Raw genomic sequence first — 26234 nt, 5'->3', positions numbered from 1 at the left:
GCTTCTGACGCCGAGGCTCAGAACTCGCCGTGCAAGCGACCCGAGAAGATATGGACGGGGCCGCGGTCGCCATTATAGGCGGGGTTTGCGATCCGCTGATAATCAGCGGTCAACGTGAAATTCTTGTCGAGCGCGAACGCATAGAAGGTCTCGAAGATACTTTCATTGCGGTAGTTGAGCCGGCCGTCGCCGATCAAAAGGCCGAGGCCGCCCGCCGCCAGGAAGTCGCGATGGCCAGATGAAAGTCCATTGACGGCGCCGCCGATGCCGAACGTATCGCTCGGCCGGCCCCAATAACTGCCCTTGACCGATAACCCGGCGGAAACGCTGCGATCCACGTCGGTGAAGGACAGGATTTCGTTGCGCCCGTCGTTCCAACTCGCGCGGGCGAACATCCCGACATCCCTAATGATCTGCTGTTCGGCGTTGATGTAGAATCCGTATTTGGTGTTTTCGCGCCGGATGCCGACGATGACGTCGTTGATGTCAAGCGTCGGGTCCGCCGCTGCTATCCCCAGCGCGTTCCGGTAGCTGCCGGTGTTGCCGCGATTGCCGAAAATGCCGAGCCTGAGCTTGCCGGGCTGATCGAAGATCGTGTGGCGCTCCTCGAATTCAACCACCGCGCCGCCGGACTTGAACACCAGGACGTCGCTGTTGGGCGCGTTGGGGACCTGGAACAGGCCGGCGCGAATTGCCCAGTCCTTGCGGTTGAGTTCGACCACGGCGCCACGGGTGAAGCCGGGGAGGTCGGCGGGGAAATCGTAGGCCGCAGATGACCACATCGCCCAGTTCATGAAGTCGACGCGGGGATCCTTGGCGTAGGAGTTGCCGTCAAAATAGTCGCCGACGGCAAAACGGCCGACCGTGACCGTAACGCGGTCGATGTCGCGCTTGCCCGCGAGTTGCATCGGACCGTCGGCGACGTCTTCCTGTTCGCCGCCGAGGCCGAAGGTCTGGCGAAAGACGTAGCGCTGCGGGCGATATTTCGGATAGGGCGCGCCGCCTTTCTGGGCTTCGCCGTTGGAGAAGCCGGCAAGTCCCAGCGTGCTGTTGAGGCCAAAACCCTGCGCCAGTTCGGGGTTGAAATAGAACTCGCCGCCCTGCCACAGCCGCCAGCCGAGAAACACGTCCGCGGTCCAGGTCTGGCGGCCCTGGCCGCCGCCCGGAAGACTGTTGGTGCCCTCATAGGGCGAGCGCATGCGGGGATAGGCTTGCGCGATAACCGTGGTCTGACCGTGCACATTCCAGTTTTTCGGCTCGGCAAGCGCGGTGCGTCCATCGACCGGTGTGGGACCCGCCCAAGGCGGCGTCTCCCACAGCCGGTAATTCAGTCCGAGCTTGAGCAGATGAATGTTGGGATCGACGTTGACGCGCGGCAATCCGACATCGGTCAGGTCATAGGTCCGCGGCGCCAGGTCGACATAGTTGTATTCGGCCTTGGCAGTCCAGTTGCCGCCGACCGCCACCTCGATGCCGAGGCCCGCGGTCCAGCCGACATGCGTGAGGTACCGCTTCGGCGGGATGATGACCCCGGTGTCGTTGAGGTTGACATGGGTGCTTCCCCAAGCGAGGCCGCCCGTGACGTAGGGCATCCACGTTCCCATCGCGTAGCCGACCCGGCCGCGCGCGGTTGCGATGTAATCGATGGTGCTGTTGAACGGCACCGGCGCGAGCCGCGGAATGTCCACCGGACTGCCGAACGAAACGTCAGCCTCCACACCGAGCACGACCCTGTTGGCCAGCTGGTGGTTGTAGCCGGCCTGATAGCCGCCGGTCAGTCCCGTGACGCTGTGGGGAAGGAACACGCCCTGCAAGGGCTCGGTGTTGGTGTTCGGGCCCAGGCTGCCGGCGCCATAACCGGCATGGCCGCCCACATAGAAACCAGTCCAGTTATAGACGGCCTTGAGTGCAGGCGCCTTGAGAGACAGATCAGCCGCCAGGACGGGACTGGCGAGCGTCATGGCACCGACGGCGGCGCCAGCCAAAACATGCTGCAGGGAATGGCGGTACGAACCCATGGTGCGGCCTGGTCCAGCGCGAAGCGGGCTGCGGTCTCGCACCATCACTGCAGATTTGAACGCCGGCCGCCACCCAAGAAATGAAGTCATCAACCCCGCCGCCCCCGGTCGGCTTCTTCCCGATTCGTCCGCTCAAAGCCAGATCGGAAAAACGCACCATACACCCCAATCCCAGTTGCAATTAACTCGCAACAATAAGGCGATGGAGTCCGTCTTGGATGGCATTGCTGCATGACGGTTTTGCAACAGCGGTGGGGCAGGGATGGCTGGCCCAAAAAAATGACCCGCCCGGGGGGACAACCGGGCGGGTCTGGTTCGGCACAGGGTGGATGAGGCGCCATGCCGGACAGGGAACCACGAGAGCAGCCGTAAGGCGGTCAACGTGGTCCGCACCCAGTTGGACGGAGCCATCCCGATTCCGGTTCGAACGAAGTTTGGGCAATCCGGATGGTAGATTATTCGGCAGTCTATACAGTCGCTTAGAGGATGTAATCGGGCCCGGTCGCCAGGCGCTTCACGTCGAATTTATCGACATCGTCAAGCAATTCGCAGAACGCGCGGGCGCCGTGATCGAGCAGCTTTTCGCCCTTTTCGGCGGAGGCCTGGGTAGCGTCGCCGATGGCGCCGCTGCCGTGCAGGTCCTGAGCCTGCCAGGCGAATGGCGCGGGCCGATGCGCCGACAACCAGTGGTGATCCTTTTCCATGGCGATGCTGCTCGGGCGAAAATCGATGATCGCCTGCTCGCGCACGGTTTGCGGATATCGCGCCAGCATGATCGAGGTCTCAATCGCGCCGCCATGGATGCCGTGGCGCAGTTCTTCCGCCGAAAACAGTCCGTCCGGGACACCGAAGCGCGACCAGCTGGTGGTGACCACGAACAGTCCATGTTGTGCGCGCAGATCCTGCGCGACCAGCGTCATCGCCGCGCTGTTGCCGCCATGGCTCGTCACCATGACGAACTTCCTGACGCCGGCGCGCGCGACGCTTTCGCCGAGCGCCATCCAGCTCTTCAGCGCGATTTCAGTGGGTAGCGTCAGCGTGCCCGGATAATCGATATGTTCGGTGGAAATCCCGACCGGCTGCAGTGGCAGGAACGTGACCGGAACGCTCGCCGGCAGCAGCTCGCGGACCCGCGCCAGATAGGCCTCGCCGATCATGACGTCGGTGCCGACAGGCAAATGCGGGCCGTGCTGTTCGGTTGCCGCCAGCGGCAGCACCGCGATCCAGCGCTCGGGGCCGCTGGCTGCGATATCGGGCCAGTGGATGTCGGTCCAGTTGCGGGGCGGAACGGGCGAAGTCATCGAGCCAAGCGTTTCTTTGAATGGATTTGCAGGGTAGTTTGTTAGCCAACCAGGGACGATATCTCCCTCCTTGGGGGCGTGATCCACGTCCACACCCTCCTTATCATGGGCCAGAATGATCGACGGAGTCCAACCATGAACCCGGCCTTTTTGCCGCGAACGTTAACCGCAGCCCTATTGGCGCTGGTGGCCGCGCTGGTGCCTGCGCGCGGGCAGACCCTCGACAAGGTCTCGTTTGGAACCAACTGGGTCGCGGAAGCCGAGCATGGCGGCTTCTTCCAGGCGGTCGCCGACGGCACCTACAAGAATTACGGGCTTGACGTCACCATCGTGCCGGGCGGCCCCAACACCAACAACCGCATGCTGCTGATCGCCGGCAAGCTCGATTTCTTCATGAGCGCGAACACGCTGCAATCCTTCGATGCGGTCACGAACAAGGTGCCGCTGGTGGCGGTCGCCGCCATCTTCCAGAAGGATCCGCAGGTCTTTCTGACCCATCCGGAATTCAAGATCAGCAAACTGGAGGATCTCAAACCGTTGACGCTGCTGGTGTCGAAGGAAGGCATTACGAGCTATTTCCAGTGGCTGAAGTCCGAGTATGGGTTCAGCGAGAGCAAGGTCAAACCCTACACTTTCAACTCGCAGCCTTTCATCGTGAACAAGCAAAGCGCGATGCAGGGATATGTCACCTCCGAGCCGTACGCGGTCGAAAAGGCCGCCGGCTTCAAGCCGAACGTCGTGCTGCTGGCCGATTACGGTTTCAACGCCTATTCGACCCTGATCGAGACCCGTACCGAGATCGTCGACAAGAAGCCCGACCTGGTGCAGCGCTTCGTCGATGCGTCCATGATCGGCTGGTACAATTATCTCTACGGCGACAACACGCCGGGCAATGCCATGATCAAGAAGCTCAATCCGGAAATGACCGATGAACTCTTGAAATATTCCACGGCCAAGATGAAGGAATACGGCATCGTCGATTCCGGCGACACCTTGAAGGATGGCATCGGCGCCATGACCGATGCCCGCGTCGCCAGCTTCTTCGACAAGATGGTGCGCGCCGGCGTGGTTCGCCGCGATATCGACTACCGCCAGGCCTATACGCTGCGCTTCATCAACAAGGGCATCGGCCTCAATCTGCGGCCGAAGAACTAGGCGTGATGGCCGGTCCCGCTTTGTCTGATGCGATGGCGGTGAGCCTTGGTGACGTCACCAAGGTCTATGACAATGGCGTGGCCGCGCTTGGACCGTTCGACCTCGACGTCAAGCGTGGCGAATTCGTCTCCTTGCTAGGCCCCTCCGGCTGCGGCAAATCCACCGCCTTGCGGCTGATTGCGGGACTGACCACGCCGAGTTCGGGTGTGGTTGCCGTTTCGCACCACGCGAAGGAAACCCGCGCGGGTCATGACATCGGCTTCGTGTTTCAGGAGCCGACCCTGATGCCGTGGGCCAGCGTGCAGGACAATGTCCGGCTGCCGCTGAAGCTTGCCGGCATGGCGACGACGGAAGCGGACCGGCGGATCAGCGAGGCGCTGGCGCAGGTCGCCCTGTCGGAGTTCGCCGCTGCATACCCGCGCGAATTGTCCGGCGGCATGAAGATGCGGGTATCGCTGGCGCGGGCGCTGGTCACCCGTCCGGATATCCTGCTGATGGACGAGCCGTTCGCCGCACTCGACGAGATCACGCGCTTCCGTCTCAACAACGATCTCCTGGAGTTGTGGCGCAAGCTGAATATGACGGTCATCTTCGTCACCCATTCGGTGTTCGAGTCGGTGTATCTGTCGCAGCGCGTGGTCGTGATGTCGTCACGGCCGGGGCGCGTCAGCGCTGAATTTCGTATCGACACGCCGGAGCCGCGGGTCGAGGACTTCCGGATGTCGGCTTCCTATGCCGCCTATTGCCGCGAGGTCTCACAAGCGCTGGTGCCCTCCTATTCGGGGCGAACAAGCGCATGAGTTCTTCACGGGATTTTGTTCGGTTCTTGCTACCCGTCGTGGTGCTCGCCGCCGGCATCGCGTTGTGGGAGCTGGTGGTGCGCGTCAACGACATCCAGCCTTATGTGCTGCCGGGGCCATCGGCGGTGTTCCAGACGCTGGTCGCGGACTGGCCGGTGCTATCGGAATCCCTCGGCGTCACCTTGCTGACCACGCTGGAAGGCTTCATCGCCGCCGCGATCGGCGGCGTCGCGCTGGCGCTGTTGTTCAATCAATCGAAATGGCTGGAATATTCGCTGTTTCCCTATGCGGTAATCCTGCAGGTCACGCCTGTGATCGCGATCGCACCGTTGCTGCTGATCTATTTGCAGCAACAAACCGCGGTCATCGTTTGCGCCTGGATCGTCGCCTTCTTTCCGGTGCTGTCCAACACCACGCTCGGGCTCAATTCGGTCGACCGCAATCTGGCCGGCCTGTTCAGCCTCTATGGCGCGTCGCGGCTGCAGACGCTGCGGTACCTGAAGTTGCCAGCAGCATTGCCCTATATTCTCGGTGGATTGCGGATCGCAGGCGGACTATCCCTGATTGGCGCAGTGGTCGCCGAAATCGCGGCCGGCACGGCGGGCGCAGGCTCGGGCCTTGCGTTCCGTATTGCCGAGTCCGGTTACCGTCTCAACATTCCCCGAATGTTCGCCGCTCTGCTGTTGCTCTCCGTCGCCGGGATTGTCATCTATGGGCTGCTGGCGCTAATTTCGCATCTGGTACTGCGGCGCTGGCATGAAAGCGCGCTTCGAAAGGAAAACTGATGGCTGCCGGGAATATTTCGTCCGAAAAGATCGATTTGCTGGTCTATGGGCCAATCAGGCCGATCCTCGAAAACGGCTTCTCCGACCAATATGTACTGCACAAGGCGGAGAGCCGGGCGGATCTCGAACGGCTGACGCCCGACGTGCTGGCCAAGACCCGTGGCATGGCGGTGACCTATCATTCGGTGCCGGCCGATGCCAAGGCACTGTCGCATTTTCCGAAGCTCGAGCTCATTGCCAGCTTCGGCGTCGGCTACGACCACGTCGATTGCAACTATTCGCGCGAACACAATGTGGTGGTCACCAACACACCCGATGTGCTGACCGAAGAGGTCGCCGACGTCGCGATGGGGCTGTTGATCTCGACCTTGCGCGAATTCGTCAAGGCCGACCGCTATCTGCGTTCGGGCCTGTGGCAGACGCAGAATTATCCCCTGAGCGTCGGCTCGCTGCGCGACCGCAAGGTCGGCATTGTCGGTATGGGCCGCATTGGCCAGGCGATCGGCCGCCGGCTGGAGGCTTCGCTGGTGCCGGTCTCCTATCATTCGCGCAACCCGTCATCGGCGGTCTCCTACAAGCATTACCCCGACCTGCTGGAAATGGCGAAGGCGGTCGACACCCTGATCGTGATCGTGCCGGGCGGCGCCTCTACCGCAAAAATGATCAATGCCGATGTTCTCAAGGCGCTTGGGCCGCGCGGTGTATTGATCAACGTGGCGCGCGGCTCGGTCGTCGACGAAGAGGCGCTGGTCGCGGCGCTGAAGTCGGGGACGATCCTGGCGGCGGGGCTCGACGTGTTTGCCAACGAGCCGAGCGTGCCGGACGATCTGAAAGCCATGCAAAACGTCGTGCTGCTGCCACATATCGGCTCGGCCTCGGTGGTCACGCGCAATGCCATGGACCAGCTCGTGGTCGATAACATCAAGAACTGGTTTGCCGGCAAGGCGCCGCTGACGCCGGTGCCGGAAACGCCGGTGAAGGGGCGCTGATGCCTCGCGTAGCGTTTTCCAGCGAAGTGGTCCCGGTTCGCGGCAAGAAAACGCGTCAAAATAAGGAATCTAGTGCCCCGTTTCGATTCAATCGAAACGGAAAAGGCTCTGGCCGCCCAGGTGTCGCGGTTGCAGTGCTATGGGCGCTGCTTGCCGTTCTGCTTGCTTCCGGGTCACCGGCGCGGTCGCAGGGCGGCCCGAACCTGCAGAAGGACATGGTCGGCCAGTGGGAGCTTGCGACCACCGAGCGCAGCAAGACCTGCGTCGTCACGTTCAAGGGCGATGCGACGCCGCAGGGATTGAAACTGGAACTCGAGCCCGGCTGCGCGGCGGCGCTGCCCTTCACCAAGGATATCATCGCCTGGAATATCAAGGGCCTCGGCGACATCGTGCGGCTGCAGGATGCCGCCGGCCAGCCGGTAATCGATTTCACCGAAGTCGAGAGCGGCATTTTCGAAGGACTGCGGACCGGCGAAGGCGTCTACATCCTGCAGAATCTCGCAGCCGCCCGCTCGCTCGCCAAATCGATGGACCAGATGATCGGCGACTGGTCGATGGTGCGCGGCAATGGCAAGGCGATCTGCGGCCTGACGCTCACCAACACCGAGGCGACCGGCGATAATTTCCAGGTGTTTTTGAAGCCGCGCTGTGATCCCGCGGTGGCTGCGTTCGCGCCCAACCAGTGGCGGCTCGATCACGGCCGGATGATATTGCTGTCGGCCAGCGGCCAGACCTGGCAGTTCGAGGCCGACGACAATGCGCAATGGCGGCGGGTGCCCGACAGCGCCGATCCCCTGATCATGATCCGGGGGCAGTAGGCACCATCCGCGCCGGCCCCGACCACAGGAGGGCCCGGCGGAACCTTTTTCGCTGTCGCAGCCTTTCTTCTAAGCCGCAGCGATCACCAATTGGTGTCGCCAGGTCACGCGCACGCGGTTCGGTCGCGTCGAAGCTGAACGGCAGCGGGACAGGAACCGTAGGAATTCGGTCATGTCGCTCTTGGGCTGTTTGCAGCGCATGTTGATTGCGCCCATTGCCTTCCTGGCTTTGACGGCTGCGGGATCGGCTTCGGCGCAGTCATCGGTTCCACCCCACCTTGCGGGCTGGTGGATCGCGGTCGACAACGTCGCCTTTCCGCCGCTGTGGCGGGACGGCACCATCGTGCCGATGGAGGAGCTTCTCATCATCGAGAGCGACGGGCGGTTCGAGAACCGCATGATGGGATTTTACGGTATCGATCCCGGCTATTGCGCCAAGGAAAATCTCTGCAGCGATGCACCGCTGGTGGCCACCGGACGGCTCGCGCTTTCAGGTTCGGCCCCTGCCACCGGCAAGGAACAGATCCTTGCATCCGGAAGCAAACTCCTTTTCAGCGATATCAGTACCGCGGCGAACCGAATTGATTCGCCGCGCGGCGATCCGATCATCCGCGCGCGCAGCGTGAGCGCAACAAGTGCCTGGATGGTCGAGGGTCGGGTGGATGTGGACGACGGTACCCTCTTCTTGCGTCAGGCCGCAGGTGAAGAACCGCGTGTCTTCGTCAAGATAGAGCCCGAAAAATTGCGCCGGCTGCGCGCGGGCATCATGGTGTCCGAGCTCTCCGCCCTGCAGCATTGGCGCTGCTATCTCGCTTCCGCCACCGGCGGAGACGTCAGGTTGATGCCGCTGCGCAATGACAAGCCGATGCTGCCCGCGGTCCGCGACTACATCGCGGCTGCGCACTATTATCTGACCGCACTGACCTATGCGGGCCGGCCGACGGTCGACGATCCCGATACCAACCAGCGCCGGCTTGCCTGGGTCGCGCTCGAGGACCTGATGGCCGGGTCGTCGGCAAAGCTGCCGCAGCCCAGGACCGTTCAGGAGCGGCGCGAGGTCAAGGCGGTTGCCAGATATCTCACCGTGGTGGTCAAGGGCGAGCAGCCCGAGGCGGCAAAGGCCATGATGGCACGGGAATTCCCCGGCGTCCCCTTGCGCCAGGACTTGACCGAACCGGAAATATTGGCGTTGACGACCTATTTGCGCGGTGGCGCGGATCGAAACCGGCTGTTTTGCACCGGATGAGGCCAGGATTATTGCCGAGGCTGTGCTGATCCCGGATCAGCCTGCGCTGATCCCGGATTGCCGCGTCCATTGGTCCCCTCGAAAAATTGTCAAAACCCCTGTCGATTCCCGGCAATCCCGTTCGTCGTCTGAAATAGCGGGACAGTTCCGCGGGCTCGGTGCCTGCAGCTCGCCTCAAACAGGAGTTTTTCATGCGCTTCATGTCGATCGTCATGTCGTCCCATCCGCCCGCGGAGCCGCCGGCAGCAATGATGGAGGCGATGAACAAGCTCGCCGACAGGGAAATCAAGGCCGGCCGCATGCTGGACACCGGCGGGTTGATGCCGCTGGCGATGGGCGCGCAGGTGCGCATCACCGACGGCAAGCTCAGCGTCGTCGATGGCCCGTTCGTGGAGGCCAAGGAAGTGATCGGCGGCTACGCGATATCAGAACTGCGCAGCAAGGAAGAGGCGGTGGCGCTGGCGAAGGAATTCATGCAGCTCCACGTCGATCACATGCCGGGCTGGGAAGGGACGTGCGAGATTCGCGCATTCTTCGACGGCGCGCCGGGCGAGTGTTCCTGATCATCGCCGTTCGCCATCCCGGCCGCCGCTAGCCAGCGATAGTGGTGGCTGGCTCACAAGGGAGTTCTTCACATGCGCTTCATGTATATCGTTACGCCTGTCCACCCCACACCGCCGACGCCCGAACTGATGGCGGCCGTGCACAAGCTCGCCGAACGCGAAATCAAGGCGGGCCGCATGGTCACCAGTGGTGCGCTACAACCGCGCACATCGGGCGCGCAGGTGCGGATCACGGACGGCAGGCTCGGTGTCGTGGACGGGCCGTTCGTGGAAGCCAAGGAAGTGATCGGCGGCTATGCGATCTTCGAACTCCGCGACAAGCAGGAGGCGATCGAGAAGGCGGTCGAGTTCATGCAGGTCCACCGCGACTACATGCCGGGTTGGGAAGGCACGTGCGAAGTCCGCGCTTTTGTGACGGCGGATTGGGAGGCGGCCTGCTCGGTCAGTGCGCGGGCCGCCTCTTGAGGCTCTCGCCATGCAAGCAGCGTCGGCGGCGATGACCGCCGCCGACATCCATCGCACCGTCGTCGCCGTCTGGCGCATCGAGCAGCCGCGGCTGCTCACCAGCCTGTCGCGGATGCTGCGCGACGTGCCGCTGGCCGAGGACCTGACACAGGAAGCGCTGCTGGCGGCGATCGAGCACTGGCCTGTCACGGGCGTTCCGGAAAAGCCCGGCGCCTGGCTGATGGCGATCGCCAAGCGGCGCGCGCTGGATCATCTGCGCCGCCGCCAGATGCTCACCCGCAAGCACGAGATCGTGGCGCGGGACATGGAGCAGGAACAGCAGGCCATGCCCGATTTCGACAGCGCACTCGACGACGATATCGGCGATGAATTGCTGCGGCTGATCTTCACTGCCTGCCATCCGCGCCTGTCGCGCGAAGCCCGCGCCGCGCTGGCGCTGCGGATGATCTGCGGCCTGACCACGGACGAGATCGCGCGCGCCTTCCTGCTGCCGGAGGCGACCATTGCCCAAAGGATCGTGCGGGCAAAGCGGACGCTGTCGGAATCAGGTCTCGCTTACGAGACCCCGCGCGGCGAGGAGCTTTCCGATCGGCTCGCCTCGGTGCTGGAGGTCGTCTACCTCATCTTCAACGAAGGCTATACCGCGGCCCGCGGCGACGAATGGCTGCGGCCGCAGCTGTGCAACGATGCGCTGCGGATGGGGCGCGTGCTGACCTCGATCGCGCCTCAGGAATCCGAGGCGCATGGCCTGCTGGCGCTGATGGAATTGAATGCCTCGCGCATCGCCGCGCGCACCGACAAAGCCGGCGATCCGATCCTGCTGATGGACCAGAACCGCGGGCTGTGGGACCAACTCCAGATCCGCCGCGGCATGTCGGCACTGGCGCGGGCGCACGAACTTGGCGGCGCCGCCGGTTTCTATGCCTTGCAGGCGGCGATCATCGCCTGCCACGCTCAGGCGTCGGCGCCCGATGAGACGCCCTGGCCGCGCATTGCAGAACTCTACGCTGAATTGGCCGCGTTGGTTCGCTCGCCCATCATCGAACTCAACCGCGCCGTTGCGGTCGGCATGGCCGAGGGACCAGCGGCAGCGCTTGCGATCGTGGACCGTCTTGCGCACGAGCCGGCGCTGAAGACCTACCACCTGCTGGGAAGCGTTCGCGGCGATCTGCTGCACAAACTCGGGCGCTTCGAAGAAGCGCGCGCCGCGTTCGAGGCCGCCGCCAGTCTCGCTGGCAACAAGCGCGAGCAGGAATTGTTGAAGCGGCGCGCCGCCGAAGCAGGCAGCGGCGCGCCGGCTTGAGCCTAAATGAAGCGGAACTGCGAGCGTTCGCGCTTCGCAAGTTTTGGAATCGCCTGGCCGACGATGATGTTCTTGAAGTGCGGCGTTTGCTGATGATCGGCGAAGGCTGCTTCGCCCGCGAACACCTCGTAGAAGAAGTATTTCCGCGGCTCGGCCAGGTTCTGATGGATCTGGAATTCCTTCACGCCGGGCTCGCGCTGCGCCTGCGGCAGGAAATCTTTCAGTAGACTGGCGACCGCCGCTTCCTCGCCCGGATTGACCTCCCAGAACGCGGTGACGACCAGGCTTTGGTTGGCGTTGTCGATTGCTGCCATGTTGTTCTCCTGTGAAACATCCAGCGCCGATACCGGCGACTGACGTCCATCCTAGTCGGGATCACGACATCGATGCTTCGGTGTCAGTCGAATTGTCATATCAAGACGGGATTTGGAACCGGCGCGAGGATCCACGCGTTTGGTCCGCGAGCGCTTCACCCGATATGGAACCAACGCATGGCGAAAAAGACCGTGCTCGCGATCGGCATCGAGCCTTCGTTTGTGGATTTCAACGCCTTTCCGGGGCTGACACCCGAACTCGTCAGGAATTTCATCGAGGCGCAAATCGAAATACTGCGCGCGCTCGGCTACGACGCGGAGAGCTGTCTGATCGATCCCGGCGAAACCGCCGAGGCGGTGACCGTTGCCGCGCTCAAATCGAGACATCTGGATTGCGTGGTGATCGGCGCCGGCCTGCGCGAGCCCCCGGAACGACTGCTGCTGTTCGAGAAGATCATCAATCTCGTCCTGATCCACGTGCCGCATGTCCGGATCTGCTTCAACACTACGCCGGCGGATACGGCAGAAGCGGTGCAGCGCTGGGTCAGGCCGTGAGGCGCGGAAGCTATCTTCCTCGTTCGGTCGTGGTAACGAGGTCAATCGCCAGCGAGACGGTGACAGCGTCCGCGCCGATCACGAACAGGGCGGCGTAGTCCCTGTCCGTATTTCGAGCATCCTTCCCGCTAGCCTGCGGAGCCCGTGCGCGCGCTCGCACGCTTCTTTCGGTAGTCGAGCACGGGAAGCCCACCCCAACCCCAATTGCCGGTGTCGACTTCGTCGATGACGACGAATGTCGACTCCAGCGGCTTCTTGAGCACGTCGAGCAGCAGCTGGCTGACGCCCTTGATCAGGGCGGCCTTTTCTTCGGGCGTGGCCGCGTCGGCACCGGGGTGGGTGCCTTCGCGGGTGATCTGGATGGTAACGATGGGCATGTTCATTATCCTTGCTGGAGTTGTTCCGAATGGCTGTCAGTGACCGGCGCTCTGGCCGCCATCGACATGCAGGATCTCGCCGGTGACGAAGGCGGCTCCTTCCAGGAACAGCACGGCGTCGACGATGTCCTTGGCTTCGCCCATGCGCCCGACCGGATGCAGATTGGCCAGGAATTCGTGCGTTTCAGGTTTGTGCATCGGAGTCTTGATGACTCCCGGGGAGACAGCGTTGACGCGGATGCCTCGCTTTGCGTACTCGATCGCCAGGGATTTGGTGGCGGCGTTCAAACCGCCCTTGGTCAGCGAGGCCAGCACCGAGGGAACGTTGCTGTTGGCATGGTCGACCAGGCTGGTCGTGATCTGCACGATGTGACCCGAACCCTGCTTCAGCATCTCGGCCGCGGCGAGTTTTGTCAGGTAGAAGAAGCTCCCAACATTGGTTGCAATGACCGACGCAAAATCCTCGGCGGTATAGCTGGTGAACGGCTTGGCGACGAAGATGCCGGCATTGTTGACCAGGGAATCGATGCGGCCGAAACGCTCCAGCGCCTGCGACACGATTTTCTGCGCGGTCGCCGGGTCGGAAACGTCGCCCGCGACGGTCAGAACATCCGGATCGCTGGACGGCCTGATCGAACGGGAATTGGCGACGACGCGGTAGTTGCGATCGCGATATCCCTTCACCAGATCCGCGCCGATACCCTGCGATGCGCCGGTGATGATGACGACTTTCTGTTCCTTACCCATGGTAGCCTCCTGATCTCTGTGAAGCGGCAGGTTTGCCGCCGGGCCGTGTGCGCCGATGGAGATCAGGCTAGTTCTTCCAGGTTTCGGTGCGAATGCCCGCTATTCGGAAGGCACTCTTCCGCCGCGCGCACGAATGGCGCTGGCGTTCTTGTCGGCCTCGCTCGAAAGCCGAGTGAAATACCGCTTCAGGCGCGGCGCGGCAAAGTCGACAAAGGCGCGCACCTTCGGTACCGACAAGCGCCCCTGCGGCGCCAGCAGGTGGACCGGCAGCGGCGGGTGTTCGTCCTTGCCGAGCAGCAGTTGCAGCCGTCCGTCGCGGATTTCGTCGGCGATGTGATAGGAAAAAAGCCGCGTGACCCCGTGCCCTTCCGTCGCGGAGGCGATCGCCGCGCGAACCGTGTTGACGACCAGCCGCGGCGCGAACTGGACCACCCGTGGAACGGAGGATCCCTTCAGCGGCGGGAAGCTCCAGGAATCCAGTCCGAAATGGGTCATGGCGACAATACGGTGCTTTGCCAGATCGGCCGGTTCGCGGATGACGGGATGCCGCGCCAGATATCCCGGTGACGCCGCGATCACGCGGCGAACTTCGCCGACACGCACTGCGACGAAATTCGAATCGGCGAGATGTGCGATGCGGAGCGCAACGTCGATGCCCTCGTCGATCAGATTCACCGGCCGGTCGAGCAGAACGAGGCGCGCGGTCACCGCCTGATATTCGTTCATGAAGGCTTCGAGGATCGACCGCAAAATATCTTCACCGGTGATGATGGGCGCGGTCAGGGTCAGCGTGCCGCGTGGCGCCGAGCGTTCGCTGCCGGCGACGAGATCGGCCTCCTCGAGTTCGACGAGGACGCGGCGGCACGCCGCGACATAGCGCTCGCCGGCCTCACTCAGCTTCAGCGACCGCGTCGTGCGATGCAGCAGTTCAGCCCCGACATGGTTCTCGAGGAAGGCGATCGCGCGGCTCACGGCGGCGGGTGACCGGCGCAGGCGCCGGCCGGCACCGGCGAGGCTGCCCTCGTCGACGGCGGAGACAAAGACTTTCATCGCGTCGATGCGGTCCATTTGTTCTTCCGCCTAAGGGAACACTGGGCCGTCCGGTCATAGGCATTCTTCCGCGGGGCGGCAAGGTGGCCTACCTGGGCTGCCAAATCTAGCTTCCAAGCCGCGCTGGACATGTTCGTCAGGCCTGATCGCGATGATATCCGATGAATCCCGCTGACCTGACTAATCCCCTATGGCGCTGCACCCGGCGCGGCAAATCCGTGCTTGGCGAGCAATTGCTGGCCCTCGGTGGAAAGAATGAACAACGCGAATTTGTAGGCAGGGGCCGACGCATCGTTGATCACGGTCAATCCGTAGTCGGCGCCGACCGCCAGCGCATCGGGAAGGCCGACGATCTGCTGCGCCGGATTTTCCTTCTGCGCCGCCAGCGCGCCGGTGCAATAGGTCAGGAAGATGTCGGCGGCGCGCTGTGCGAGCAAATTGCCATAGATCGAACGGTCCGGAGGTGCCGGCGGGCTGGTCGGTCCACCGGTGAGCTGCAGCGCTTTCTTGTCGAGCAGGGCGTAGGCGCCCGGTTTGATCCTGTCGGCCTTGCGAAACACTTCCCAAGCATAGTCGCCCGACGGGTCGGCGCGCGGCGTCGAGGTGCCGAGCTTGATCTCGGCGTCGAGCATCCGGTCGAGGAGCGTCGCGGGCTCGATCGCGAGCCCCGGCCTCGCCAATGCGCACAGCTTGTTGCGCGCGAACAGCACCGCCGGGCCGCTGCGTTTGGCGAACGCCAATGCGCGGGGGTGCTCCATGTTGGCGGAAGCGAACACTTCAGCCTTGGCGCTGCCGGCGATCTCGTCCTTCAGCAAACCGGATGCGCCGAACTTTGCCTTCACCTGGGTCCCGGTGGCCGCCTCGAAACCAGCTGCAATGTCAGTTAGCGCGCCGCGCAGGCTGCCGGCGGCATGGAGCAGCACCGGATCTTCTGCGGTGGCTGGCACTGACATCGATATGAGAACCACAAGGCTTGCAAGAGGGCGAATGCGCATCAGGCGCCGGGATCGCTGGCATTGGGATAGAACAGCTGCTCGCCGTTGATCTTGAAATCGGCGATCGCCTTCTGGCCCTCGCTTGAGACCAGCCAGTCAATGAATTGCTGGCCGAACTCCTGCTTGACGTTCGGATGCTTCGCCGGGTTCACCAGCATGACGCCATACTGGTTGAACAGCCGCTTGTCGCCTTCGACCTCGATGACGAGTTCGCCCTTGTTCTTGAACGAAAGCCAGGTGGCGCGATCGGTCAGCACATAGGCGTTTGAAGCCGCCGCGGTGTTGAGCGCGGCGCCCATGCCCTGGCCGATTTCCTTGTACCAGGGGCCCTTGTCCGTCGCGATGTCGATGCCGGCGACCTTCCAGAGATTGAGCTCGGCCTGGTGCGTGCCGGACTTGTCGCCGCGCGAAATGAAGTCGATGCCCTTGTCCTTGAGCGTCTTGAACGCGGCGACGATGTCCTTTGATCCCTTGATGCCGGCAGGATCGCTTTTCGGGCCAACCAGGACGAAGTCGTTGTACATGACAGGGTAACGCTTGACGCCAAAGCCTTCGCTGAGGAATTTTTCTTCCGCCGCCTTGGCGTGGACGAACAGCACGTCGGCGTCGCCGCGGCGGCCGGTATCGATCGCCTGGCCGGTGCCCTGTGCAACCACCTTCACGTCGATGCCCGTCTTGTCTTTGAACATCGGCAGCAGGTGACCGAACAGGCCGGAATCCTGCGTCGAGGTGGTCGACGCCACCAGGATCGATTTGTCCTGCGCGAAAGCGGAGCCGGCGAAAACGGCGCTGACGGCGATCGCCATCAGCAAGCGGCGAGTAAACATTTCATGTCCTCCAAAAGATCAGTCAAACGAGCAGTTCGCCGGCGAGGAACGTTTTCGCTTCGCCGGTTTGTGGTGTGCTGAAAAACGACGCGGCCGGGCCGGTTTCGACCACGCGGCCGCGGTGAAGCATGACGATGTCGCCCGCCAGCCGCCGGGCTTCGCCGAGGTCATGGGTCGCCATGACGATTTTGATGCCGCGCTGGCTCACCGCGTGGACGATGTCCTCGATCGCCTTGGTGGCGGCGGGATCGAGGCTCGCGGTCGGCTCGTCCAGAAAAAGGATGGCGGGATCGCGCGCGAGCGCGCGCGCCAGCGCAAGCCGCTGCTGTTCGCCGCCCGACAGCCGGCGCGCGGGACGATCGGCCAGTTGGCCGAGGCCGACCAGCGCCAGCAATTCATCGATCCGGCTTTGCTGCTCCGTCCGCGCGACATCAGACGCGCGCAGGGCGTAGCGGATGTTGCCGCTTGCGCTACGCCGCAGCATGGCCGGGCGCTGCAGCACGATGGCGCGCCGCGTCGGCGGGACATCTTCCCGTCCTCCCCACGTCACGAGCCCCTGTGATGGCCGCACCAGACCCATCGCCGTGCGCAGCAGCGTGCTCTTCCCCGAGCCGTTCGGGCCGATCAGAATGGTCGGCCTCCCCGGGTTCAGCGTGAGGCTGATGCCGTCGAGGAGCGTCACCGCCCCGGCGGCGACGGTGACGTTCTCGAACCTGATCGGCAGATCGGAAATTGGTGCGCGCATGGTCACCCCGCCATTCGCTCGCCCGCGCGCCGGGCGGTCCAGGCGAGCGCGTTGACCGCGATCACTATCACGATCAGCACCATGCCGAGTCCGACGGCCAGCGGCAGGTCGCCCTTGGACGTTTCCAGCGCGATTGCGGTCGTCATGGTGCGGGTGAAGCCGTCGATATTGCCGCCGACAATGATGATCGCGCCGACCTCGGCCGCTGCCCGGCCAAACCCGGCGAGGAGTGCGGTGACCAGGCTGAACCGCGCGTCCCAGATCAGCGTCGCCACCCGGCCGACCGGGCCGACATTCATCGCATTGAGTTCGTCGCGGTATTCGAGCCACAGATCTTCGATGGTCTGGCGCGTCAGGGCCGCGATGATCGGAGCCACCAGCACCGTTTGTGCGATCACCATCGCCTTCGGCGTGAACAGCAGGCCCCATGAGCCGAGCGGGCCCGCACGCGACAGCGCCAGGAAAACCGCCAGCCCGACCACCACCGGCGGCAGGCCCATCAGCGCGTTGAGCACGACGATGACGGCCTGACGGCCGGGAAACTGGATCAGTGCCAGCGCTGCCCCGAAGGGGATTCCAATCAGGGCGGCAAGGACAACGGCGGAAAGGCTCACGATCAACGACAGCCGCACGATGGCCAGCAGCGCTGGGTCACCGGTCAGCACCAGTTGAAGCGCAGAAACATCGCCCGGCATCGAAATCCATCCTTCTGCGCATCTTGTGCAGAAGCCGCGGTTATGGTCAAATTTCGTAACCTATTCATATTAATGCATGTCCGTGCTTATTTGCCGATGGCCGATCTGCTCACCACCGACGAGGCCGCGATCTACCTGCGTCTGTCCGAGCGCAAGCTCTACGAGCTGGTCGCGCAAGGCGTCGTGCCGTGCACCAAGGTGACGGGACGATGGCTGTTTCCGCGCGCGGCGCTTGACCGCTGGGTGACGGCCGGCCTGATCGCGCCGGCGGCGCTCACCCATGTCGCAGCCCCTCCGATCCTTGGCGGCAGTCATGATCCCCTGCTGGAATGGGCGCTGCGCGAGAGCGGCTGCGGTCTCGCGAGCCTGCCGGAAGGCAGCGAAGAAGGATTGCGGCGGCTGACGCGCGGCGAGGTAATGGCCGCGGCGATCCATTTGCACGCCCAGGAAGATGGTGCGGATGATGAGCAGGTGAATATCGCAACCGTTGCCGGCGCACCGGGGTTGCACGATGCCGTCGTGATTTCGTTTGCGCGGCGCGAGCAAGGCATCCTGGTCGCACCTGATAATCCACTGAAGTTGAGCGATATTGCATCGGTCGCGCGCACCGGCGCGCGCATGGCGCAGCGTCCGCTCGGTGCCGGCGCGCAACTGCTGCTGCTCGCGCTGCTGGCCCGCGCCGGCCTCGCAGCCCACGATGTCAGCTTGTTGAAGCCGGTGTGCCCGACCGGGACCGACATCGCGCAGGCGGTGCGCTCGCGCCGCGCCGATTGCGGGATCGCAACAAGGTCGGTCGCGCTCGCCGCCGCGCTCGAATTCCTGCCGCTGACATGGGAGAATTTTGACCTGGTGCTGCGGCAGCGCGATTACTTCCTGCCCGGGCCGCAGCGCCTGTTCGGCTTCCTGCGCTCGGCGGCGTTCCGCGAGCATGCGACAGAACTTGCAGGCTACGACATCGACCGTGTCGGCGAGGTTCTGCTGGTGAATTAGTTTCTGCCGGGCCGGGCCCAATGCTCCCTTGTCAATATCAGACGCATGAGTTCGGCCTGACGCGTCGTGCCGGTTTTCGCAAAGATCCGATGAAGACGGGTCCGTGCCGTCGCAATCTTGATCCCAAGCCGGTCCGCGGCGGTCTGAAGGCTGCTGCCCTGGATTAATTCGTGAATGAGTCCGACTTCCGCCGGCGTAAGCCCGAACTTCTTCTGCAGTTGCCGTGGCGCTGTTCGATGGCAGACGCGTTCATGGCTCGATCAATTTTCGCTGGATCAGGACGGCGTTCACGGTGGAGGATTTTGCAGCCCGGCACCTTGCCGATCTGCAGAATGCCGCGCGCGAGATCGTGAGCTCTGTGCAGAGGCCGACAAGGTAGCTGATTGGCTTCGCGCCTGAAGGCCGTCTTGCTAGATCAGCCGCATCCCCTTCAAGCTCGCATGGCCGTTCTTGCCGACGATGATGTGGTCGTGCACGGAGATGCCGAGCGGGGCGGCGATGTCGACGATCGCCTTGGTCATCTCGATATCCGCCTGCGAGGGCGTCGGATCGCCGGACGGGTGGTTGTGCACCAGGATCAGCGCGGTCGCCGATAATTCCAGCGCGCGCTTGATCACCTCGCGCGGATAGACCGGGGTGTGGTCGACGGTGCCGGTCTGCTGCACCTCGTCCGCAATCAGCTGGTTGCGTTTGTCGAGGAACAGCAGGCGAAACTGTTCCTTGTCGGCGAATGCCATGCTGCTGCGGCAATAGCCGATCACGTCGTTCCAGGACGACAGCGCGATGCTGCGCTTGATCTCGCCTTTTGCCACCCGGCTTGCGGCGGCGGCGAGCAGCTTGATCTGCTGGATGGACGCATCGCCGATCCCCTCGACTTCGCGCAGGCGCGCTTCCGGCGCGTGGACGACTTCGGCAAAGGAGCCGAACTTCTTCAGCAGCAGTTTGGCCAGCGGCTTGGTGTCGCGCCGGGGCAGGGCTGGGAATAGCGCCATCTCCAGCAGCTCATAATCGCTGAGCGCGTCCGGCCCGGCGCTGTAGAAGCGCTCGCGCAGCCGCTCGCGATGGCCGTGGTAATGCGGCGTCTCGGCGGGTTCGGCATTGGGATCGCTATTCTTGGCGGGCATCGGCATCAAGCATGCCGTGCCGGCCAGCTTTTGCAACTCTGAAGTGCGGGGCGGCGGCGGATTTCGGATAGAGAAAAGGCGCCGCACGCCATGCGGCGCCTTCCAGGTGTTTCGGACCAGGGCGCGCGATCAGGCCTTCACGGCCGCGAACGCATAGCCGTTGCCGTCCTTCGACAGGGTGCCGACATTCGGGAAGCCGAAATGATAGCCGGCGATCATGCCCTTCTCGGCGATGATACGATCGAACAGAGCGCGGCGCGTGGCTTCCGCCTTCGGGCCATCGGCATCGAAGCTGGAGAACCAGCCGGGATTCCTGACGAACAGCTGGTGCATGCCGGTGACGTCGCTCTGGATGTAGAGCTGCTGTCCACCGGAGGCCACCAGGAAGGACATGTGTCCGACAGTATGGCCAGGCGTGGCGATCGCCTTGACGCCGGGCGCGAGGTCGGCGCCGTCATTATATTGCTTGATGTTCTTCCAGGTCGGGAACGTTGCCTGGATGCGCTTGACGATCGGACGGTTGGCTTCCGGCAACTTCTCGACCAGCGCCGGATCGGTCCAGAACTTGTACTCGGCCTCTGGCATCATGATTTCCGCGTTCGGAAATACCGGCGCGCTGGTCTCCTTCACCCACAGGCCGGAGATGTGGTCGCCATGGAAATGCGAGATCACGACCGTGGAGACGGTCGCGGGATCGAGGCCGGCAGCCTTCATATTGTCGGCGAGCTTGCCCACGGTGGCCGGACCGTTGCCGCCAAATCCGGTATCGAACAGCACGACCTTGCCACCGGTCCGGATCGCCGTGACGGTAAAGGGGTTGTCGATCTTGTCTGGCCCGATGCCCGCCGCGCTCAGCGCCTTCTTGACGTCGTCGAGCGAGGCATTCTTGACCATCGCTTCAGTGACGGTGCGCTCGACGGAGCCCTCATGCAGGCTGAACACCTCGATGTCGCCGACCTTGTATTTGAGGCTGTCCGCGGCGCGCTGCGCGTGTGCCGCATCGATAAACGAAACCGGCCCCTTGAGGCCGAATACGAGCGCAGCCCCCGTGCTCCCGAGAATCAGATCACGACGTGAAATCTCGAACATTGTTCTTGCTCCCTTGGTTGATCGCCCGTCGGAGGCCCCGACTGAGAGCGTCCGCGTCGAGTTCTACCCCGTCGCGCGCGGCGTATTCCGCATGGATTCAACTCAAGGGATCGGCATCTTGCCGCAGGAGCGCAGACGGCTGCATTGGTATTAAGAACCATTTGCAACAAGCGGCGTCGGCCGTCGTTCTCACGGCATCGGCATCCAGCGTCCCGTGCCGTTGCAATCATGACTAACCGGAACGGCAGGAATTAGTTGGCCGGGGCTTCCATCCTCCCGATGATCTCCCCGACCTGATGCAGGTCGGCGGCCACCAGCGTGCAAAGCGCTGCGATCTCCGGCGTCGGCGCCACGACATCCGGTACCATGATCACCATGGCGCCGGTCGCGTGCGCTGCGCGCACGCCGTTGAAGGAATCTTCGAGGACCAGGCAATCGCGGACCTCGAACCCCAGCGCTGACATCGCCTTCAGGTGAACGTCCGGATGCGGCTTGCCGCGGGCCACGTCGTCTCGCGCGGCGACGGTGCGGAAGAAATGTTCGACCTCGCAGCGGTTCAGATGATGAAGCGCTTCCTTCCGCGTCATCGAGGTCCCGACCGCCATTGGCATGTCCGCCCGTGCCAGTGCTGCCAGCAATTCTGATGCGCCGGTCTTCAAGGGAACGCCGGCATCCAGGATCGGACCAAGCCGTGCCGAGACTGCGGCCATATAGGCAGGAAGCGGAAATGCCGTGCCATGATCGGTGCGAAGCTGCGCTTCCAGTTCAAGGCCGAGCAGCCCGACCAGCGACAGCACATAGTCTTTCGAGACGACGTGTCCGACATCATGGCCGGCCTCCACCATGGCGCTGACATAGGCGGGAATAGTGTCGATCAGCAGGCCGTCCATATCGAAGACGACGGCCTTCGGCTTGCGAGGTAGGGTTACGCGCCGGTCCAATTATGCCTTGACCAGCGGCTTCTCGGCGTGGCGTTGCGACAGCGTGAAGATTTCGACGCCATCGGCGGTTACGCCGACCGAGTGCTCGAACTGCGCCGACAGCGAGCGGTCGCGCGTCACCGCGGTCCAGCCGTCGGACAGGATCTTCACATGCGGCTTGCCGAGATTGATCATCGGCTCGATGGTGAAGAACATGCCGGGCTTCAGCGCCACGCCTTCGCCGGGCCTGCCGATATGGATGATGTTCGGCTCGTCGTGGAACATGCGTCCCAAACCATGGCCGCAGAAATCGCGCACCACGCTCATGCCTTGCGGCTCGACAAAACTCTGGATGGCGTGGCCGATGTCGCCCGTGGTGGCGCCGGGTTTTACGGCGGCAATGCCGCGCATCATCGCCTCATAGGTGATCTCGATCAGCCGTTCAGCCTTGCGGGCGATCGGGCCGATCGCATACATGCGGCTGGAATCGCCGTACCAGCCGTCGACGATGAAGGTGACGTCGATATTGACGATGTCGCCTTCCTTCAGCGCGCGGTCGCCGGGCATGCCGTGGCAGACCACGTGATTGATCGAGGTACAGGTCGAATAGCGGTAGCCGCGATACATCAGCGTCGCCGGGTAGGCGCCGTGGCTGAAAGCGAAATCGCGGACGAATTCGTCGATCCGCGAGGTAGGAATACCTTCCTTGACGATGTCGGTGAGCTCGTCGAGGCATTTGGCGACCAGCGCGCCGGCCTTGCGCATGCCGGCGAAACCGCTCGCGCCATGCAGCTTGATCTGTCCGGTCTTTCGCAAGGAGGTATCTGTCGCTTCGATATAGCTCATGGGCGGGTCATGCTTCGGAATTGAGGGCGTCAAAGGCTGATTTGCAGCCTAATTTAATGATCGCAGCTTGCAGTGCAAGCCAAGGTTCGGGGCCGGGGGGCATCTAAACGCTTGATTTCAGCTGGAAACCTCAACCACGGATTCGACAGGCAGCGCGCCGCCCCGGACCCGGATTTCACGCACCGGGTAGGGAACCCGGATGCCCTCGCGCTTGAAGGCATCCCACAGCGCCAGCATAACGTCGCTCTTTACGGTGTCCATGCCGTCGGGGTCGGCGATCCAGAAGGTCAGGGAGAATTTCATCCCGGCCTCGGCAAACTCGGTCAGGATGCAGTTCGGCGGCTTGTTCTTGATGGCGCGCGGCGCCGCCGCGGCGATCTCGATGGCCAGCTTGCAGACCAGCCGCGGATCGGCGTCGTAATTGGCGCCGAACAGCACCTTCACCAGCGTATTCTTGTCGGTATAGGTCCAGTTCACCACCTTCTGGGTCACCAGATCCTCGTTCGGGATCAGGAATTCGCGGCCGTCGCCGGCGGCGACCGAAATGTAGCGCGTCTTCATCGCGCTGATCCGCCCCGAACTGTCGCCGATGGTGACGAGATCGCCGGGCTTCACCGACTTGTCTGCCAGCAGGATGATGCCCGAGATGAAATTGGCGACGATCTTCTGCAGGCCGATACCGATACCGACGCCGACCGCGCCGGAAAATACCGCGAGCGCGGACAGATTGATGCCGACGGCGCTGAGCGCGATGATGACCGCCAGCACCATCAGGCCCATCCGGATCATCTTCACCAGCAGCACCTGGATCGACGGCGTCAAATCCGCGGAGCGGGTGATCCGGCTTTCGACGAAGTTGCTGGCGATGTTGGTCAGCCATAGCGCCACGATCAGCAAGGCGCCGAGCTTGATCAGGACCAGCGGCGTCAGCCGCAATCCGCCGAGCACGATCGAGGCCGCATCCGAATCCAGCAAGTCCAGGGTCGGTTGAAGCTGGCCGACGACGCTGAGCGCGGCGACCAGCCACGCCGACAGCGACACCAGGCGGACGATGAACTCGTTGCGAATGACCGATGTCACGAGGCGAATGACCAGCCAGGCCAGCGCCAGCTTGGCGGAGACCGCCAAGAGATAGCTGCGGCTCGGCCAGGTCGAGTGGACCATTGCGATGCGGGCGGCGATCATCAGAACGGCGAACACCGCGGTGGAAGCGCTGAAGATCAGCACGCGGGCGAAGTGCCGAAGCGGCAGCGGCAAGCCCATCGCGAACGAGGTCATGTCGATGCGCGAACGAATCGCCGCGTCGCAAGCATAGGCGATGCCTGCGCCGGCGAGGATCAGGCCAAACTGCAGATAGAACCACGGCGAGGTGACTTCCGCGCCGAGCGACCGTGCGGTGGTGAGCAGCAACTCGATAATCTCTTTCGGATCCATCGGCAAAATCTCGTTCGGGGCAAGTTGCTTATCCAGCTGCCCCATCATGCAAAATTGATTCGAAGCGCTGGCAGATTCCCACAAGCCCGCTGCGGATGCCATCGATACAAGACGTCCGCAAGGGCAAGTTAGGCCGATAAACCGGGCACATTGCCGCTATCCGGAGAAATGGGTTGGCGTTCAACTGTGGCGACGATAAGGATGCAATTGCAAGTATTTGCCCAACATTGCAGCGGTGCAAACCTTCTCTAGATTCGAGGCTTACCTGGATTCATGGCTTCTCTCGATTCAGTAAGTCTGGCGATTTTGCTCGGAGCCGTCCTGATCATGGCCGGAATTCTCTCGAGCCTGCTGGCGCTGCGCTTCGGCGCGCCATTGCTGCTGGTCTTCTTGATGATCGGCATGCTGGCGGGCGATTCCGGGCCCGGCCAGCTCAGCTTCGACGACGTACGCTCGACCTATCTGGTGGGGTCGGTGGCGCTGGCGCTGATCCTGTTCGACGGCGGTCTGAAAACGCGGTTTCAAAGCATCCGTGCGGTGCTGGCGCCGTCCACGGTGCTGGCGACGGTCGGCGTGTTGCTCACCGCCCTGGTCACCGCGCCATTCGCCAAATACGTGCTCGATCTGAACTGGAGCGAGTCGCTGCTGGTCGGCGCCGTCGTCGCTTCGACCGATGCGGCGGCGGTATTCCTGCTGGTGCATGCGCAGGGCCTGCGGCTGCGCCCCAGGGTCGGTGCGACACTGGAAGCCGAATCCGGCACCAACGATCCGTTCGCGGTCTTCCTTACGCTGATGCTGGTGCAGTACATTTCGCTCGGTCAAAGCTCGGCCGCGCATATCGCGTTGGAATTCGTGCGTGAAGCCGGGCTCGGCGCCGTCGTCGGCGTGATCGGCGGCCGTCTGGTGGTGGTCGGGCTCAATCGCGTGGCGCTGCCGCAAGGCCTGCATGCGCCCTTTGTCGCCACCGCGGCGCTGGTGATTTTCGGGGCGGCGCAGATCGCGCACGCCAGCGGCTTTCTCGCGGTCTATCTCGCCGGCATCATCATCGGCAACCGGCCGACGCGCGCGCATAATTCGGTGGTGACGTTCCTCGATGCCGCGACCTGGCTGGCGCAGATCGTGATGTTCGTGATGCTCGGCCTCTTGGTGTCGCCGCAGCGGCTGGTGAGCAGCATCGGTCCGGCCGTGCTGGTGGCGCTGGTGCTGATGCTGCTGGCGCGGCCGCTGGCGGTGTTTCTCTGCCTCGCGCCGTTTCGCTTCAACTGGCGGGAAAAGCTCTTCATTGCCTGGACCGGCCTGCGCGGCGCGGTAGCGATCTTCCTGGCGTCGATCCCGATGCTGGTGGGGCTGTCGAAAGCCTATCTCTATTTCGACGTCGCCTTTGTCGTCGTCTTCATCTCGCTGCTGCTGCAGGGCTGGACGCTGGCGCCGGCGGCGCGGCTGCTGCATGTGGCGTTGCCCCGCGCGGACCGTGGCCCGCGCCGCGTGGAGCTCGATCTGCCGGGCCAGCTCGAGCAGCAACTGGTCGGCTACCCCGTGCGCTCCAAGAGCCTGTATTTCCGGCGTGGGCTGATCCCGTCCTGGTCGAAGCCGACGCTGGTGATCCGCGATGAGCGGATCCTCTCGCCGATCGAGGCCGATCCGATCGCGCCCGGGGACTACATCTATCTGCTGGCGCCGCCGGAAAAGGCCGAGGCGCTGGATCGGTTCTTCGTCGACATGGCGCCGAGTTCGGCGCCCGATCCGCATCTGCTCGGCGATTTCACGGTGTCGGGCGAGCACACGCTGGGCGAACTCGCTGCGATCTACGGCGTTGCGGTCGGTGAAGAGCAGGCCAAGCTGACGCTGGCGGATCATTTCGACATCCATCTCGACCACGCGCCAAAGGAAGGCGCCGAGCTGGTGCTGGATCCCATCGTCCTGGTCGCGCGCAGCATCAGTGGCGGCCGGGTCAGTGTCATCGGCCTTCGACTGCCCGAGGAAGAGGAAGTGGCCGTGCCCCTGACGCGCATGCAGCGGTTCAGGCGCAAGCTCGCCGAGATATGGTCGCAGGTCGCGGGGGTTTGAGGTGTCGTCTCGAAAA

The 26234-nt window shown here is 63.4% G+C and carries 27 protein-coding genes; 12 read left to right on the top strand and 15 right to left on the bottom strand.

The genetic code is table 11. From position 1 onward, the window contains the following. Positions 1-17: 17 nt before the first annotated feature. Together JQ574_RS06250 and JQ574_RS06245 are read right to left on the bottom strand one after the other, a co-directional pair. Positions 18-2018, bottom strand: coding sequence for a carbohydrate porin (locus tag JQ574_RS06250; RefSeq protein ID WP_212209699.1), 2001 nt, complete (start codon positions 2016-2018; stop codon positions 18-20). A gap of 479 nt (positions 2019-2497) precedes the next feature. Next, positions 2498-3319, bottom strand: a complete 822-nt coding sequence (locus JQ574_RS06245; protein WP_212209698.1) for a creatininase family protein — start codon at positions 3317-3319, stop codon at positions 2498-2500. A gap of 135 nt (positions 3320-3454) precedes the next feature. On the opposite strand from JQ574_RS06245, the gene JQ574_RS06240 reads away from it, so the two are divergent. The 9 genes from JQ574_RS06240 (at position 3455) to JQ574_RS06200 (ending at position 11443) form a co-directional block, all read left to right on the top strand. Beyond that, positions 3455-4474: an ABC transporter substrate-binding protein gene (locus JQ574_RS06240; RefSeq protein ID WP_212209697.1), complete on the top strand. Its 1020-nt coding sequence runs from the start codon at positions 3455-3457 to the stop codon at positions 4472-4474. A gap of 5 nt (positions 4475-4479) precedes the next feature. Next, positions 4480-5274, top strand: a complete 795-nt coding sequence (locus JQ574_RS06235; protein WP_212383395.1) for an ABC transporter ATP-binding protein — start codon at positions 4480-4482, stop codon at positions 5272-5274. After that, positions 5271-6059, top strand: coding sequence for an ABC transporter permease (locus JQ574_RS06230; protein WP_192739255.1), 789 nt, complete (start codon positions 5271-5273; stop codon positions 6057-6059). Before JQ574_RS06235 ends, JQ574_RS06230 begins: the two co-directional genes overlap by 4 nt. Then, the gene (locus JQ574_RS06225) at positions 6059-7048 is read left to right on the top strand and encodes a 2-hydroxyacid dehydrogenase (protein ID WP_212209695.1); all 990 of its coding nucleotides are present in this window, start codon (positions 6059-6061) and stop codon (positions 7046-7048) included. The genes JQ574_RS06230 and JQ574_RS06225 overlap by 1 nt, the downstream gene beginning before the upstream one ends. 146 nt (positions 7049-7194) lie before the next feature. Continuing rightward, entirely contained in the window at positions 7195-7866 is a 672-nt protein-coding gene (locus JQ574_RS06220) for an AprI/Inh family metalloprotease inhibitor (protein WP_249119155.1), read from the top strand. A gap of 172 nt (positions 7867-8038) precedes the next feature. Continuing rightward, entirely contained in the window at positions 8039-9112 is a 1074-nt protein-coding gene (locus JQ574_RS06215) for a hypothetical protein (protein WP_212209693.1), read from the top strand. A gap of 191 nt (positions 9113-9303) precedes the next feature. Next, positions 9304-9675 (top strand): YciI family protein, encoded by a 372-nt coding sequence (locus tag JQ574_RS06210; RefSeq protein ID WP_192739251.1) that lies wholly within the window; start codon positions 9304-9306, stop codon positions 9673-9675. A gap of 72 nt (positions 9676-9747) precedes the next feature. After that, the gene (locus JQ574_RS06205; protein ID WP_212275398.1) at positions 9748-10140 is read left to right on the top strand and encodes a YciI family protein; all 393 of its coding nucleotides are present in this window, start codon (positions 9748-9750) and stop codon (positions 10138-10140) included. A 31-nt stretch (positions 10141-10171) separates the two neighbouring features. Continuing rightward, entirely contained in the window at positions 10172-11443 is a 1272-nt protein-coding gene (locus JQ574_RS06200; protein WP_212209778.1) for an RNA polymerase sigma factor, read from the top strand. Positions 11444-11445: 2 nt separating this feature from the next. Here JQ574_RS06200 and JQ574_RS06195 read toward each other — a convergent pair whose 3' ends face one another. Continuing rightward, positions 11446-11757: a putative quinol monooxygenase gene (locus JQ574_RS06195; RefSeq protein WP_192739249.1), complete on the bottom strand. Its 312-nt coding sequence runs from the start codon at positions 11755-11757 to the stop codon at positions 11446-11448. Between the two features lie 177 nt (positions 11758-11934). Here JQ574_RS06195 and JQ574_RS06190 point away from each other — a divergent pair, with 177 nt between their 5' ends. Next, complete coding sequence (locus tag JQ574_RS06190) at positions 11935-12312, top strand: hypothetical protein (protein WP_212209691.1); 378 nt, start codon at positions 11935-11937, stop codon at positions 12310-12312. A gap of 128 nt (positions 12313-12440) precedes the next feature. On the opposite strand, the gene JQ574_RS06185 is transcribed toward JQ574_RS06190, so the two are convergent. The 7 genes from JQ574_RS06185 to JQ574_RS06155 all read right to left on the bottom strand — a co-directional run bounded on the left by JQ574_RS06185 (position 12441) and on the right by JQ574_RS06155 (position 17748). Beyond that, positions 12441-12689: a 4-oxalocrotonate tautomerase family protein gene (locus tag JQ574_RS06185; protein WP_212209690.1), complete on the bottom strand. Its 249-nt coding sequence runs from the start codon at positions 12687-12689 to the stop codon at positions 12441-12443. Between the two features lie 36 nt (positions 12690-12725). Then, positions 12726-13436, bottom strand: coding sequence for an SDR family NAD(P)-dependent oxidoreductase (locus JQ574_RS06180; protein WP_212275400.1), 711 nt, complete (start codon positions 13434-13436; stop codon positions 12726-12728). A gap of 99 nt (positions 13437-13535) precedes the next feature. Further along, a complete protein-coding gene (locus tag JQ574_RS06175) occupies positions 13536-14504 on the bottom strand; it encodes a LysR family transcriptional regulator (RefSeq protein ID WP_212209689.1) in 969 nt (322 codons plus the stop codon). A 170-nt stretch (positions 14505-14674) separates the two neighbouring features. Next, positions 14675-15481 (bottom strand): molybdate ABC transporter substrate-binding protein, encoded by an 807-nt coding sequence (locus tag JQ574_RS06170; protein WP_283813691.1) that lies wholly within the window; start codon positions 15479-15481, stop codon positions 14675-14677. Beyond that, entirely contained in the window at positions 15481-16308 is an 828-nt protein-coding gene (locus JQ574_RS06165) for an extracellular solute-binding protein (protein ID WP_212209687.1), read from the bottom strand. Before JQ574_RS06165 ends, JQ574_RS06170 begins: the two co-directional genes overlap by 1 nt. Positions 16309-16330: 22 nt before the next feature. Next, positions 16331-17053, bottom strand: a complete 723-nt coding sequence (locus JQ574_RS06160; RefSeq protein WP_212209686.1) for an ABC transporter ATP-binding protein — start codon at positions 17051-17053, stop codon at positions 16331-16333. A gap of 2 nt (positions 17054-17055) precedes the next feature. Then, on the bottom strand, positions 17056-17748 hold the full coding sequence (locus tag JQ574_RS06155) for an ABC transporter permease (RefSeq protein WP_212209685.1): 693 nt from the start codon (positions 17746-17748) through the stop codon (positions 17056-17058). Positions 17749-17844: 96 nt separating this feature from the next. Here JQ574_RS06155 and JQ574_RS06150 point away from each other — a divergent pair, with 96 nt between their 5' ends. Then, complete coding sequence (locus JQ574_RS06150) at positions 17845-18738, top strand: helix-turn-helix transcriptional regulator (protein WP_212209684.1); 894 nt, start codon at positions 17845-17847, stop codon at positions 18736-18738. A 410-nt stretch (positions 18739-19148) separates the two neighbouring features. On the opposite strand, the gene radC is transcribed toward JQ574_RS06150, so the two are convergent. The 5 genes from radC to JQ574_RS06125 all read right to left on the bottom strand — a co-directional run bounded on the left by radC (position 19149) and on the right by JQ574_RS06125 (position 24151). Continuing rightward, entirely contained in the window at positions 19149-19862 is a 714-nt protein-coding gene (radC, locus tag JQ574_RS06145) for a RadC family protein (protein WP_212209776.1), read from the bottom strand. Between the two features lie 129 nt (positions 19863-19991). Then, complete coding sequence (locus JQ574_RS06140; RefSeq protein ID WP_212209683.1) at positions 19992-20951, bottom strand: MBL fold metallo-hydrolase; 960 nt, start codon at positions 20949-20951, stop codon at positions 19992-19994. 251 nt (positions 20952-21202) lie between these two features. Further along, positions 21203-21892: an HAD family phosphatase gene (locus JQ574_RS06135; protein WP_212209682.1), complete on the bottom strand. Its 690-nt coding sequence runs from the start codon at positions 21890-21892 to the stop codon at positions 21203-21205. After that, the gene (gene map, locus JQ574_RS06130) at positions 21893-22717 is read right to left on the bottom strand and encodes a type I methionyl aminopeptidase (RefSeq protein WP_212209681.1); all 825 of its coding nucleotides are present in this window, start codon (positions 22715-22717) and stop codon (positions 21893-21895) included. 117 nt (positions 22718-22834) lie between these two features. Further along, the gene (locus JQ574_RS06125) at positions 22835-24151 is read right to left on the bottom strand and encodes a mechanosensitive ion channel family protein (RefSeq protein WP_409363413.1); all 1317 of its coding nucleotides are present in this window, start codon (positions 24149-24151) and stop codon (positions 22835-22837) included. A 273-nt stretch (positions 24152-24424) separates the two neighbouring features. Between JQ574_RS06125 and JQ574_RS06120 the strand changes: the two genes are divergently transcribed. Further along, positions 24425-26218 carry a potassium/proton antiporter gene (locus tag JQ574_RS06120; protein ID WP_212209680.1) on the top strand — a complete coding sequence of 598 codons (1794 nt, stop codon included), beginning with the start codon at positions 24425-24427 and terminating at the stop codon, positions 26216-26218. The last annotated feature ends 16 nt before the right edge of the window (positions 26219-26234 follow it).

The organism is Bradyrhizobium sp. AUGA SZCCT0158, assembly GCF_018130065.1.
Lineage (GTDB): Bacteria > Pseudomonadota > Alphaproteobacteria > Rhizobiales > Xanthobacteraceae > Bradyrhizobium.
This window is presented reverse-complemented; position numbering and strand designations above follow the sequence as displayed.